This is a genomic window from Chitinophaga sp. (assembly GCF_035761305.1).
Classification (GTDB): Bacteria; Bacteroidota; Bacteroidia; order Chitinophagales; family Chitinophagaceae; genus Chitinophaga.
In genome coordinates, this window is sequence record NZ_DASTRI010000272.1 from 1 (window position 1) to 14,097 (window position 14,097).

A 14,097-nucleotide genomic window follows, 5' to 3' on the forward strand; every position below is an offset into this window, starting at 1 on the left:
GACTACAGGCATAAAAAAATCCGTTTAATATAAATTTTTATCCTTTAAATGCAACAGCTATAAACAGGCAAACCTCAAATTTGCACAAAAATATTCCGAATCTTTAAAAGATAATATCCATGATTGGAATATTCAGGACCAATATAGCAACCCAACATGATAAGAAAAGAGTGATTGGTGCTATAGAAGCCAATTTTAGCGTGCTGGCCTGCAGTGTTGATATTGACGACTGCGACCGGGTGCTGCGCATTGTGAGCCAGCAGGTTGGTGAAGACGCCATTATAGCTTTTGTTAAAAGGCTGGGCTATCACTGCGATCCGCTGGACTAACGCTGCTACACTAAAACGTAAAACATGCCAAACGTCATCTGCCTGTGGTGACGTTTTTTAAATTTTAATACCGGCTGAATGTTGTTACAACATTAATCATGCATGTGCCGGCATCTCCCCATTCGTAATTCGTAATTGAACAATTCGTAATTAATTTTTCCCGGCTGTTAGGGGTACCATTCTTCCTCCCCGTCATATATGCGAAACAAGAAATTAATACAGGGTTGTAAAATAAAAACCCTTGTAACATCGTCTTACAATGCACATATATAATATACATAAATCTTATATGAGAAAACACCTGATTCTGCTATTGTCGCTCGGATGCTTTTTATTGCAAGGGCTGACACTGCATGCACAACAACGTTTTACTGTTAGTGGTTATGTAAAAGATCAACAGAACGGCGAAAGCCTCATTGGTATTTCCGTATCGAAAGCAGGCACCAGCCTGGGCACGGTTACCAATGAATACGGGTTCTTTTCCCTTACCCTGCCCGCCGGCGACCATGAGCTGCAATTTTCCTACATTGGCTATGCCACCATTAAACAAACCATTCACCTCACCCGCAACCAGCAGCTGAACATTAAGCTGGAAAAGTCCAGCAGCCAGCTAAGCGAAGTGGTAGTGAGCGGTAAACAGGAAAAAGCAGTTAACACGCTGAACACCAGCATTAACCGCCTGGATATTGCGCAAATGAAAAAAATGCCCACCTTCCTGGGTGAGGTAGATGTGCTGCGCTCTATACAAACCCTGCCCGGCGTAACCACCGTGGGCGAAGGCGCTAACGGCTTTAACGTAAGAGGCGGCGCTACCGACGAGAACCTGATTTTGCTCGACGAAGCGCCCTTATACAACTCCACACACATGCTGGGCTTTTTCTCCGTGTTTAACCCGGACGCTGTTAAAAGCCTGAACCTTATAAAAGGAGGTTTCCCTGCAGAATATGGCGGCCGCACCTCCTCTGTACTGGATATTCGTATGAAGGATGGCGATAACCAGCGCCTGGGCCTTACAGGCGGTATAGGCAACATTTTCAGCCGCCTGGCCGTGGAAGGACCTATTAAAAAAGACGAATCCTCCTTTATTGTAGCAGCCCGCCGCTCTTATGTAGATGTGCTGTTCAAACCCTTCCTCAAAGGAGATATGGCAGATACCAAGCTGTATTTTTACGATGTTACTGCCAAAGGCAACTTTAAGCTGAATAAGAACAACACGCTGTTTGTAAGCGGCTACCTGGGCCGTGATGTATTTGGTTTCGGGAACGATGTAAATATGAACTGGGGCAACACCACCGGCACCATCCGCTGGAACCACGTGTTCAATAACCGCCTGTTCCTGAACATGACCACCTTTTACAGCAAGTACGATTACAGCCTGAAGTTCAGCAATGAAGATGATAAGCAGCCCAATGAGCCCGACCAAAGCTCTCAGTGGACTTCCAACATTATTAACTATGGCTTAAAACCCTCTTTCACTTATTACCTCAATACCAGCAACAGTTTTCATTTTGGGGTACAGGCCATCTATTATACTTTTAAACCCGGTAAAGGCACCGGCAGCCAGGAGAATGCCAATAGCGAAGTGGTGCTGAACGACCAGCACGCCCTGGAATCTGCCGTGTACCTGGACCATGAATTTAAGCCCAGCAAAAAGTTCGGCGTTCAGTACGGCCTTCGCTTCTCTGCTTACCAGTACCTGGGTAAAGGCACCGCTTATTACTACAATGATACTACATGGGGCACACGCAGAAGGTTAATCGGCTCCAGGGAGTATGGCAATAACGAGCTTATAAAAGGTTATTATTACCTGGAGCCCAGGATAAGCGCCAAGTACAGCATTACCGACAACCATGCTGTAAAGGTAGCCTACGCCCGCACTACGCAGTTTATGCACCAGCTGTCTAATACCGCCTCACCTACCCCGCTGGATATATGGATCCCCAGCACCAATAACATTGAACCGCAGGTGGCCGACCAGTATACATTAGGCTATTTTTACGATGCCCCCTCCGGCTTGCTGGAGCTGAGCGCAGAGCTGTTTTACAAGAAAATGGCTCACCAGGTGGATTACATTGACAACGCCAACCTGCAGCTGAACCAGTATATTGAAGCAGACCTGCTGCCCTCCAAAGGCCGCGCTTACGGGGTAGAGCTGATGGCTAAAAAAGAGGTGGGCGCCACTACCGGCTGGGTAAGCTATACTTTATCACGCACGGAGCGTAAAACACCTGGCATTAGCGGCGAAGAATGGTTCCTGAACCGTTATGACCGTACCCATAACTTAAACGTGGTTGTGTCCCACGACTTCTCCAAACGCAGCTCTCTTTCCGCCAATTTCGTATATGCATCCGGCACGCCCGGTACGTTTGCAGACAGCCGCCTGGAATACCAGGACTGGGATATTCCCTACAACAGTACGGATAAACGTAACAACTACCGCCTGCCCGCCTTTCATCGCCTCGACCTTTCGTTTACCCGTAAAGGTAAGCCGCATAAACGCTGGCAGGGCGAGTGGGTGTTTTCACTGTATAACGTATATGCTCGCAGGAACGCCTATACGATTTACTTCCAGCAGAATGACGATGATCCTTCTAAAAAAGAAGCCAAACGCCTGTCTATCATAGGCTCTATTCTGCCGGGTATTACGTACAATTTCAAATTTTAAAAGATGATGCAGCAACGTTCCATGCAGCCGATAACAAATACAAAAAAATTACGCATGAAAAATATTCGCCTCGGTTTATTAATAGCAATGGTGGCTGGTTTTACCGCCTGTGAAGATACCATTGACCTGCAAGTGCCCAATGGCACCACCTACCCGGTGCTGGATGCCTGGATCACCACGGAAGCAGGCCCGCAAACCATACGGCTTACCCAGTCCGTTACCTCTTATACCAACAGCACACCGGCGCCGGTACTTTCCGATGCCACTATCACCCTGGAGGATCTTACCGACGCTAAAACATACAACTTTGCTTTCAGCAACGGCGCTTATTCATATGATCCGGGTGGCGACCAAAGCATTGGTAAAGTAGGCCACGTATATAAGCTAACCGTGCAATATAAAGGCGAAACCTTTGAAGCAACAGATACCATTAAACGCGTACCGTCTATTGACTCTATTACTTACGAGTTTAAAAAGTCAGATGAATCGGCCAGCGGCAAAGAAGGATATTATGCCTACATGAACGCCAAGGACCTGGAAGGTGGTAACGACTATTACTGGATCCGCTCTTACCGCAACGACCGCCAGCACCGCAACACGGATATATACGCCATTAACGGCGCCTTTAATGATGATGTGGCAGACGGGTGGGTGTTTATACAGCCCATAAAAGAAGGTATCACAGATTACGATAAGCCTTACCAGAAAGGGGAAAAAGTGATCGCGCGCATTGCCTCCCTCTCCCACCCCAGCTACTACTTTATACAACAGGTAATTGACCAGCTTAACAGTGGCGGGCTGTTTGCTAAAGTGCTGGAAAATGTAAAGCCCAACATGGTGAACGTAACCACTAACGGAAAGGTGAAAATGTTAGGCTGGTTTGGCGCTTCAGCGGTAAGCTTTAAAGAAAAAGTTATTGAGTAATCAATAGTGAAGAATGAATAATTAATAACGGCGTAACAGACAGGCTTTACGGAAACTAACACTATCAACCATATACGGCAGGCGCTATTCATTATTAATTATTCATTCTTCATTATCTCCTCCTACCCATAAAATTTAAAATCCAAGACAAGATGAAAAAAATAGTACTGGCGCTGCTGGTGCTGATTACAGCACAGCAGGCATGGGCGCAGCATGCCCACATCGAATCAATTTTCGGTAACAAAAGCGAAGAAAAGAAAAAAATAACGGTAGGCGGCTATGGCACTGCCATTGGTAAGCTAACCCCTGTTAATGGCAAACTGGGCGTGCTTACCGGCCTGCAGGGCGGCGTGTTGCTAAACCATAAGCTGATGCTGGGCGCCGGTGGTTATGGCCTTACCAATAGCATTAAAGCACCCAAGCTGAATGTACCTGATGAGCAGAACCAGTACATTCAAATGTGGTACACCGGTCTGATGGCAGAGTACATCTTTAACTCCGATAAGCTGATACATTGGTCAGCCGGCGCCTTGCTGGGCGGCGGTGGTGTTGGCCGGGATGAAAGGCATCATGGATGGCACGATGATGATGATGACCATCATGGCTGGTACGGCAGCAGCGGCTTTTTCGTAGCCGAACCTTTTGTAGGCGTGGAAGTAAACATTACCTCTTACCTGCGCCTGAATGTAGGTGGCAGCTACCGGTTTATACACGGTTCCAATACGCCGGGCTTAACGGATAGTGACCTGAGCGGCGGCGCCTTTCATGTAGGTATTAAAGCCGGGAAATTCTAGGCAGTAACGAATGTATCATCCAAAATACAAACTGCCTGATGAAATGTAGGCTACACTAAACACGAAATACAGCTGCAGTATGCTTAACGCCAGCAACGGCCATCCGCCGCCTGCATTATGCGTTAGGCATGCTGCTTTTAAAGCCCCCGCTTTCCCTGCCACTAATCACCGGCGCGCAGTATTCAACTTTTTACACACCGCATACCTCCGCCTGCTTTTACATTTTACATTTGGCATTTAGCATTTGATATTTCCGTAAATTAGTACATGTCCCCTAACCTTATACATTACGCCATTCCGGGTTTTGTGCTGCTGATACTGGCAGAGGTGATTTTTGCGGCCGTTGAGAAAAAGGACTTGTATGAAACCAAAGATGCGGCCAGCAGCATTGCCATGGGACTAGGCAATGTTTTCCTGGGATTGTTTACCAAAGCCATTATTTTCAGCATATATACCTTTGTATATCAATACCGTTTGTTTACCCTGGGTTTTGTATGGTGGGCCTGGCTGTTATGCTTTTTTGCAGATGATTTCAGCTATTACTGGTTTCACCGCGTAAGCCACTCGGTGCGTTTCTTCTGGGCTTCGCACGTTATTCATCACTCATCCCGGAAATATAACCTGGCCACGGCCCTGCGCCAAACCTGGACCGGCAATTTCACCGGCACCTTCCTGTTCTGGATATGGATGCCCTTCCTGGGCTTTCATCCGGCCATGGTAATGACCATGCAGGCCATCAGTCTTATTTACCAGTTCTGGATACATACGGAGGCCATTCATAAGCTGCCCCGCCCTGTAGAATGGTTTTTTAACACGCCCTCCCATCACCGGGTACACCATGCATCTGACATTAAATACCTGGACCGCAACCATGCCGGCGTACTGATTATCTGGGACCGCCTGTTCGGCACTTTCACCCCCGAAACAGAACGGCCTGTTTACGGCCTCACTAAAAATATATATACCTATAATCCCCTGCGCATTGCCACCCATGAGTGGGTTGACATCTGGAAAGACCTGCGCAGCAGCCGTTCCCTAAAAGAGGCCTGGCACTACTTATTTGATGCCCCTGGCTGGAGCCACGACGGCAGCCGTAAAACCACCCGGCAGCTGCGCCGGGAACAGGCCGGGTAATTACCGTAAAACTTTATGCCACCAGCTCCATACCGCTGCGCTCACCCAAACACGCGCCTGCTTTTTCTCGGTTCGCATTCCCGCCGTGGATATGTTTTCTATAAGCAGGGGCACCTGGCGCAGGTTAAATCCCCCTACTATACCATACTTTCATTGCGCGGGCCCATGGCCGAAAGGTTTACACCGGCAGCTTCACCTGCTAGTGGAACGTACAACCACTTATCCTGTAAAATTTCCTGGGCAGCCCTTTTTTTTGCCAATAACCCCATCTTTTCACGATTTCATTTTGCATTTACGAAAACTGTCGTACATTTGTTTACGAAGATATTCGTATATTCATTGAACGTTTAGTTTTACATTGATTATGAGCGCAGGTAAACATATAAAGCCTACAGAAAGCGAGCTGGAAATTTTGCGGGTATTATGGGAAAAAGGCCCCAGCACCGTGCGGGAAGTACATGAGATATTGGAAAAAAGCAAGGATGCCGGCTATACTACAACCCTGAAGCTGATGCAGATCATGCATGAAAAAGGTTTGCTGCAAAGAGATACCAGCAGCAAAACACATATTTATGCTGCTGCCATATCGCAGGAAAATACCCAACGCCAGCTACTGGATAAAATGATAGATACTGTTTTCAATGGCTCCGCCTCTCAGCTGGTGCTGCAGGCCCTGGGTAACCACAAATCTTCCAGGGAAGAGCTGGAAAAGATTAAACAGTACCTGGATGAAATTGAAAAGCAACAACAACAATAACTGTTTGCCTTTGCAATAAAATCTTATTAATCATGGCTGCTATGTTCCACCCCTACACTACCGATCTGGTAACAGCCCTTGGCTGGGCCATTTTGCACTCTATCTGGCAGGCGCTGCTTGTTTTTGCCTGTTTGCGCATTGTGCTAAAACTATGGCCCGCTGCCACCGCCAGCGCTAAATATAACCTCTCCTTTGTTTCGCTCGCAGGTATATTCGGTTGGTTCGTGGTTACGCTGTACCAGCAGCTGGATGCGGTTACGCAGCTGCATGCCCTGGCCGCAGCTTCTGCTGCTGCCGGCACGGCCCCTGTATTGCTGCATATGCCTGCAGTATATCAGAACCAGCAGGAGCTGACCTGGGCTTTTCCCAACCTGGAGTTCTGCTTTCCGGTACTGGTGGCCCTGTACATGGCCGGTGTAGGAGTAATGTGCATTAAGCTGTTTGCCGACCTGGCGCAGCTGCAGCAGATCCGCAAGCAGCAGGTGCTGCCGGCCGATACTGCCTGGGAGCAATACCTGCATAAGTTAAGCAGGCAGTTACAAATACCCCGCAAGGTAAAGCTGCTGGTGTCGCACCACATACAGGTGCCTGTTATGATGGGTTTTCTGAAACCGGTGATACTGGTACCCCTGGCCATGTTCAACAACCTGGGCGCCGAACAGCTCGAAGCCATTCTGCTGCATGAGCTGGCGCACGTAAAACGCAATGATTATATACTGAATATCTTCCAATCCATTGTAGAAACAACCCTTTTCTTTAATCCTTTTGTATGGTGGATCTCTAAATACATCCGCCTGGAAAGGGAACATTGCTGCGACGATATGGTAGTTGCCCATACCGTACAGCCCCTGCACTATGCCAAAGCCCTGGTAGCGTTGGAAGAATACCGGTTTACCTCCAATCCCATGGCCATGGCCGCTGCAGATAACAAACAACATTTGTTCTCACGCATTAAACGCATTATGGAAATGAAAACTTCCCATCTCAATTATAGTCAGAAATTCATGGCCGTATTAATTATTGCTGTTGGCTTAACCGCCATTGCCTGGATAACGCCCGCTGCCAAACAGGATAATAAAGCCGCTGCCGAAGAAAGTACCCCGGCAATAGCCGCCAGCCATGCTGCTGTAAACAGCCGTGCTGACAATGATACGGTACCTGCCCAAACCAGCATAGCGCCTGCAGCACCCGTTAGTGTAGATGCGGCTGATACCACCGGCCAAAATGATGCTCAATACAAAGATGATAATGCCAGTTCCGAAGACGCGGTAAACAGCCACAATATGCAGCAGCAGATGAAAATGGCCCAGGATGCCGTGCAGCAGGCAATGAAAAATATTGACTGGAACAAGATCAATGAGCAAACCCAGAAAGCAATGCAATCCATTGACTGGAATAAGATCAACCAGGAAGTAAATGAGTCAATAAAAAACATTGATTGGAAAAAGATCAATGACGAAGTGAATGAATCAATGAAGAACATTGACTGGAAAAAGATCAATGAAGAGATCAATGCTTCCATTAAGGAAGGCCAGCAGTCCATTGACCCGGAAGTCATAAACCAAAGCGTTCAACTGGGCCTGAAAAGCGCCAAAGACGCCTTAGCAGCCATTAATGTGGAGGCCATTATAAAAAGCAGCATGCAACAGGCCCAGCGCCATACCCTCACCCAGGAAGAAAGGGAAGCCATCCGCAAACAAATAACAGCAGCCCGCCAGGAGGCACGCAAAGCGCAGCAGGAGGCCCTCAGGGAAGCGCGTAAGGCCCGTGAAGAAGCCAGGAAGCAAATGGAAGCTGCTATGGCCGATGCACGTACCAATACAGCCGCTGCACGCCAAAATGCAGAAGAAGCCCGCCTTCATGCGGCAGAAGCCCGGCGCCAGGCAGAAAAAGCAAAACGCCAGGCAGCAGCCACCCGGGCCCGCTACAATGAGCTAATAAGGAAAATGGCGGCAGACAACCTGGTAGATACCGACAAAGCCTATTCCATTGAAAAAAGGAACGATGAGCTGTATATAAACGGCACCCGCCAGCCCGCCGCCGTTATGGACAAGTACCGTTCTTACCTGGGCGATGCAAAGAACATCAATATTAAGGGCGAGAAAGATAACATGTCTATTAATATACAGGATTGATATTCAAAGCCAACAGCGGCAGTGTGCGGCTGTTGGCCGGCCGGTTACCTGCCTGGTATATTAACCCGGGCTGGCCCATTATCCACACCACCACCATTAAATTCATACGGGAGGTTGCAGCATCCGCCAGTTGCAAACATGCCTGTTCTTAACGCTACTGCCGTTCATACAGCAGTGGCGTTTATTTTTGCCAGTTAGCCTATCTTTAGGATTATAAAATACTTTTTTCCTCATGCGTGTACCCGTGATACTATTCGCCGTACTTTTTACCGTACAGGCAACTGCCCAAACCAATGAAATCACTGTTCAGAAAAAGAACGCCGCCACCACCGTAAAAAACCAGGCGCAAACAGGCACCTGCTGGTGTTTTTCCACTACTTCCCTGGTAGAATCTGAGTGCCTGCGCAAAGGCCAGCCCAGCCTGGATCTCTCGGAAATGTTCACCGTGCGTAACATGTACCTGGAAAAAGCGCAAAACTACATTCGCCGCCAGGGCGCTGCGCGCTTTGACGAAGGTGGTTTGGGACATGATGTGATACACGCCATGGCTGTTTATGGTGCTATGCCCGAAAGCGCTTACAGCGGGCTAATTAATGGTCAAACGCAACATAACCATAGCCAGCTGGTAAGTGACCTGCGCTCCTACCTCGATAGCCTGCTTAAAGCAAAACGCCCTATTCCCGATAACTGGCAGCAGCGCTTTACCGCCATCCTTGACCAATACCTGGGCAAGCCGCCGGCTACCTTTGAGTATAAAGGGCATACTTATACGCCTCTCACCTTTGCGAAGGAAGTGGTAAAGTTTGACCCGGCAGATTATGCTTTTTTTACTTCCTTCACCCATCATCCTTTTTATCAGTCTTTTATCGTAGAAGTGCCGGATAACTTCTCCAATGGCGCCTATTACAATGTGCCGCTGAAAGAGCTGGTAAGCCTTACCAAAACCGCTGTAGAAAACGGGTATACGGTAATGTGGGATGCCGATGTAAGCAACCGCGGCTGGATGCCTGGCAAAGGCTATGCCCTGGCGCCTGCCAACGGCGCCCCTGTTCAGGGAAGCGAAATAAACCCTGATCTCAATGAACAGCCTGACTCCCAGGAGTACCGTCAACGCCTGTATGAGGAGCTGGTTACTCAGGACGATCACCTGATGCACATTATCGGCCTGGGTAAAAGCCCCAAAGGCAAAGACTTCTTTATTGTAAAAAACTCCTGGGGCACAAACGGGCCTTTAAGCGGCTATGTAAATGTGTCTGAGCCTTATTTTGCGCTTAACACCATTACGGTTATTATGCCTAAGGCAGCGCTGAACAAGGCCGTCAAAGAAAAGTTGGCAATGGCTATGAAGAATTAATGGGTCAACTATAATTTTAATCAGGCGTATATACAGCTATGCAAATGTAGCATAGGCCATCCGGCACATTTACAGGTTACTATGCATTCGCCCTGCTCTTCCCAGCTGCACATTTGCATAGCTGCATATTCGCCTAACGTACTATTTCAAATTCTGTAAAATGCTGTAAAGGCGCTGCCGTCAGCTGCAGGTTGCTAACAATCGCATGGGGCGGCCCCTGGCGGCACCAGGCAATAAATTTTTCCATGGCAGGCTCCTCTCCCTCTGCTGCGATCCATACACTGCCATCCGGCAAATTTTTCACCTGCCCCGTAACCCTCAGCTGCTCTGCAGCCTGCTTGGTACTGGCCCGGAAATAAACGCCCTGTACCTTTCCTTTTACAATAATCTGCCTGTGTATCTTAGCCATGGATGATGTTTAAGATTAACCATCAACATAAATACCAAAACTACGAAGAATATACCTCCTTTAGCCATATGCCTGCCGGTCAAACCAGGTAACCCATTACCGTTTCCTGTATGCATTACCCATAACACGCTCTTCGTACACGCATTTATAGTTTTGCATGCAGGTGGCTGCCTGCGGGGCAAGAACCCACAAACATATGAGTTACCTGGTATTGACTGTTACTATCACATGGCAAGCAGGGTTAACAACAAATCCAGGGTTAACAGGGGACATTAATTTTTCCGGTACGCATGGTTACTGTTCTTGTCAGGTTCAAGCGTATCAATATAGATATGGTTAAATATTTACTTTCTCCTCAGGCAGCATAATTAAACAGCGTACGATGCCGCTGCCGCTGTTCATTTCCTCCAAAGGTGAACTCCTTCACCAGCTCATAAACACCCCCGGCAGCAGGTTTCCGCAGCAGCAAAAAACTTGTGCAATTAAAGCTGCGTACAAACAGCTGGTTATCAAACATCGGGTATACCTGGTTAAACTCATCGGTGCTGATAGCCCTGGCCACCGTAATATGCGGTTTAAAATCTTTGGGCTTAAGCTCAAACTGCTGCAGTATTTTTTTCTGCAGCTCCGCAATGGGCTTGGGATTAGCTACATTCAGGTATATAGTGCGCTTTACCGTACCGTGGTTAAAGTGATCGAACTTGGAAGTATATACTGTAAAGCCAGACTGCTTATGTGCAATTTCATTCAGCAGCGCAATACAGTCGTCCTGGAATTTTTCAGGAAATACAGAACGGAATAAAGAAATATGCGCTTTTGAATACCGGCTGGTAAAAATACCCAGCTGTGCTGCTATTTGCTCTTTAAAGCTACGTACTTCCCTGGCTATCTGGGCGTCCGGGTTAATCACCACCAGGTAATCATAGAGCGCCGTTGCTTCGGCTGTTGATAGGATCTCTGTTTGCATAACCAACAATTTTATGCTTCATGATTGTTGACACCACAAATATACAACCTTTTTTCAGATTTACTAATTTTTTTAGCATTTCCTGCTAAAAAAATGCACAGCCGGGCTGTGCATTTTCAGTATTCATTAAGCCAGTTTTGATATTATAGCAGTAAAATCAGCCGCTACCAGGGAGGCGCCGCCGATGAGGCCGCCATCTACATCCGGGCAGGCAAACAGCTCACCGGCATTACCGGGTTTAGCGCTGCCGCCATATAAAATGCTAAGTCCTAAAGCCGCTTCACGTCCATATTTTTCAGCTATCTGCGCACGTATAAATGCGTGCATATCCTGTGCCTGCGCTGCGCTGGCTGTTAAGCCGGTACCAATGGCCCAGATAGGCTCGTAGGCTATCACTACCTGCTTTAATTGTTCTGCAGAAAGGTGGTATAAGCTTTCTTCCAGCTGGCTGGCTACATAAGCATTCTGTGTTTCTGCCTTCCGGATCTCCAGCGGCTCCCCGCAGCAGAAAATAGGTTTAAGGCCGTAGGCCAGCGCTACATCTATCTTTTTTGCCAGCATGGCATTGCTTTCCTGGAAATATTCCCTTCTTTCAGAGTGGCCCAGTATCACATAATCTACCCCCACAGATTGCAGCATTTCTGCAGATACTTCGCCGGTATAGGCACCGGACTTTTCCGAATAGCAGTTCTGTGCCGCCAGGTAAAAACCCGGGTAATTCTTCAGCAAAGCCTTTGCTTTTAAAAGATACGGGAACGGGGTGGCTATTACTACCTCCTGCCCTTCCTGTAATTTAATACCGGCCTGCAGAATGTCATTGATCAGCTGTTCGCCCTGTGCAAGGGTAAGGTTCATTTTCCAGTTTGCCGCTGCAATTTTTTTTCTCATGATGATGTTGCTATATTAAAGTATAAAGGTTACGCTGGTGAATCGGGGCCGAAAATTATTAATTATTATTCTGAATTACTCATTTTTAACAACGGTTTCATACACGGCGCCTAATATTTTCCGCTCGGCCTCTGTCATTTCCCGGCCTTTAAAACCCATCCAGGCGGCTGCATCGCGGGTGGCTTCCGGCAGGCGGTACACCGCTATCTGGTCCCCGCCGCCCCAGGTAAAGGAAGGCATGAACTTAGGCGGAAAATTGCCGCCAAAGACATTGCAGGAAACGCCCATGACCGTACCGGTATTCAGCATGGTATTAATGCCGCAGCGGCTGTAATCGCCCATAAGGGTACCGCATTTGCGGCCGGCATTCCAGGCTTCTTTACGGGCTTCCATCCATATTTTCACTTCTCCTGCATTGTTTTTCAGGTTAGAGCAGGTGGTATTGGCTCCCAGGTTGCACCACTCGCCTATTACAGCATCTCCCAGGTAACCATCGTGTGCCTTATTGGAGTAGCCGAACATGGTTACATTCTTGATTTCCCCGCCGCCGGTGCAGCCAGGCCCCAGGGTAGTGGCGCCATATACCTTGGTGCCCATTTTTAACACCGCCTCTTCGCCCATGGCCAACGGCCCCCTTACCAGGCAGCCTTCCATCAGGTGGGCGTTTTTACCTATATAAATAGGCCCTGTGGCGGCGTTCAGCACACAATGCTCTACCACGGCACCCGGCTCCAGGAAAACATGCTCCGGCGCTGTTACCTGGTTGCTGGCCGGTATGGGCGCTGATGTACGGCCGGCAGTAAGCATGGCAAAATCGTCCCTTATAGCAGTATCATTCATGGTAAACAGGTGCCAGGGCAGGTCTATGGTAGCTACATGGCGGGTATAGTTCTTCCGGTCTTCTGCAGGCAGCGTAAGGTCGTTACCAGGCACAATCTTCACCAGCAGGTGGTTGTTCTTATACAGCTCCTGCCCTGCTTTAAGGGCAGCTATAGTGGTAACCAGCGCCTTGTCGGGTACAATATGCCCGTTAATAAGCACATGCTCTGTATTAGCGGAACCTAAACGCAAGGGATATTTTTCCTGGAGATAAGATATGGTGAAATGGCATACGGGCGCCTTTAGCCATTGTTCCCATTTTTCCTGTATAGTAAGAATACCAACCCTGCAGGCAGCTACAGGTCTTGTGTAGGTGAAAGGATATAAAAGATCGCGGGCGGGCGTGTCAAAAAGAATATAGTTACGCTCCATACGGGAGCTAAAAATAAAAAAATCCCACTGACAAAAGCCAGTGGGATGGGAAAATATTTGTTAAAAGCTTATTTGGCTTTTTTCTCGTAACGCTTTTTGAACTTGTCGATACGGCCGGCAGTGTCAACCAGTACGTTCTTACCAGTATAAAAAGGGTGAGAAGTGTTGGAAATTTCCAGCTTAATCAGCGGATATTCATTGCCGTCTTCCCATTTAACAGTCTCACGGGAAGGAGCAGTAGAACGGCTTAAGAAGCTGAATCCGTTAGACATGTCTTTGAACACAACAAACCTGTAATTTTCTGGATGGATACCCTGTTTCATTATTTTATTTGTTTTTGCCAGACGAAACGATGGCTTCATCTGATTGTTATTTTTTATTTATACGGACGGCAAAGGTAAGCAGAAATTTTTAAATAGCCAATAGCCCCTGCCCGATTTACGACTTCATGTTCACATATTGCAGCGGAATACCCAGGTTAGCCTCCCGG

13 protein-coding genes are annotated in these 14,097 nt (G+C 47.8%); 8 read left to right on the forward strand and 5 right to left on the reverse strand.

The annotated features are described in order from the left end of the window. Positions 1–119: 119 nt before the first annotated feature. The 8 genes from VFS25_RS22875 to VFS25_RS22910 all read left to right on the forward strand — a co-directional run bounded on the left by VFS25_RS22875 (position 120) and on the right by VFS25_RS22910 (position 10,092). Entirely contained in the window at positions 120–329 is a 210-nt protein-coding gene (locus VFS25_RS22875; RefSeq protein ID WP_326464506.1) for a hypothetical protein, read from the forward strand. A gap of 289 nt (positions 330–618) precedes the next feature. After that, positions 619–2,994, forward strand: coding sequence for a TonB-dependent receptor (locus tag VFS25_RS22880; RefSeq protein ID WP_326464507.1), 2,376 nt, complete (start codon positions 619–621; stop codon positions 2,992–2,994). A 54-nt stretch (positions 2,995–3,048) separates the two neighbouring features. Then, the gene (locus VFS25_RS22885; protein ID WP_326464508.1) at positions 3,049–3,918 is read left to right on the forward strand and encodes a DUF4249 domain-containing protein; all 870 of its coding nucleotides are present in this window, start codon (positions 3,049–3,051) and stop codon (positions 3,916–3,918) included. A 152-nt stretch (positions 3,919–4,070) separates the two neighbouring features. Further along, complete coding sequence (locus VFS25_RS22890; protein ID WP_326464509.1) at positions 4,071–4,712, forward strand: hypothetical protein; 642 nt, start codon at positions 4,071–4,073, stop codon at positions 4,710–4,712. 267 nt (positions 4,713–4,979) lie between these two features. Further along, positions 4,980–5,846: a sterol desaturase family protein gene (locus VFS25_RS22895; RefSeq protein WP_326464510.1), complete on the forward strand. Its 867-nt coding sequence runs from the start codon at positions 4,980–4,982 to the stop codon at positions 5,844–5,846. Between the two features lie 364 nt (positions 5,847–6,210). Then, on the forward strand, positions 6,211–6,603 hold the full coding sequence (locus VFS25_RS22900) for a BlaI/MecI/CopY family transcriptional regulator (RefSeq protein WP_326464511.1): 393 nt from the start codon (positions 6,211–6,213) through the stop codon (positions 6,601–6,603). Between the two features lie 32 nt (positions 6,604–6,635). Continuing rightward, positions 6,636–8,738, forward strand: coding sequence for a M56 family metallopeptidase (locus tag VFS25_RS22905; RefSeq protein WP_326464512.1), 2,103 nt, complete (start codon positions 6,636–6,638; stop codon positions 8,736–8,738). Between the two features lie 232 nt (positions 8,739–8,970). Then, the gene (locus tag VFS25_RS22910; RefSeq protein WP_326464513.1) at positions 8,971–10,092 is read left to right on the forward strand and encodes a C1 family peptidase; all 1,122 of its coding nucleotides are present in this window, start codon (positions 8,971–8,973) and stop codon (positions 10,090–10,092) included. 133 nt (positions 10,093–10,225) lie between these two features. Here VFS25_RS22910 and VFS25_RS22915 read toward each other — a convergent pair whose 3' ends face one another. The 5 genes from VFS25_RS22915 to VFS25_RS22935 form a co-directional block, all read right to left on the reverse strand. After that, positions 10,226–10,501 carry an acylphosphatase gene (locus tag VFS25_RS22915; protein ID WP_326464514.1) on the reverse strand — a complete coding sequence of 92 codons (276 nt, stop codon included), beginning with the start codon at positions 10,499–10,501 and terminating at the stop codon, positions 10,226–10,228. 355 nt (positions 10,502–10,856) lie between these two features. Continuing rightward, positions 10,857–11,468, reverse strand: coding sequence for a 2'-5' RNA ligase family protein (locus VFS25_RS22920; RefSeq protein WP_326464515.1), 612 nt, complete (start codon positions 11,466–11,468; stop codon positions 10,857–10,859). A gap of 126 nt (positions 11,469–11,594) precedes the next feature. Continuing rightward, a complete protein-coding gene (gene tpiA / locus VFS25_RS22925; RefSeq protein ID WP_326464516.1) occupies positions 11,595–12,356 on the reverse strand; it encodes a triose-phosphate isomerase in 762 nt (253 codons plus the stop codon). A gap of 75 nt (positions 12,357–12,431) precedes the next feature. Further along, positions 12,432–13,607, reverse strand: coding sequence for a putative sugar nucleotidyl transferase (locus tag VFS25_RS22930; RefSeq protein WP_326464517.1), 1,176 nt, complete (start codon positions 13,605–13,607; stop codon positions 12,432–12,434). 68 nt (positions 13,608–13,675) lie between these two features. After that, the gene (locus tag VFS25_RS22935; protein WP_145717858.1) at positions 13,676–13,930 is read right to left on the reverse strand and encodes a type B 50S ribosomal protein L31; all 255 of its coding nucleotides are present in this window, start codon (positions 13,928–13,930) and stop codon (positions 13,676–13,678) included. Positions 13,931–14,097: the final 167 nt, after the last annotated feature.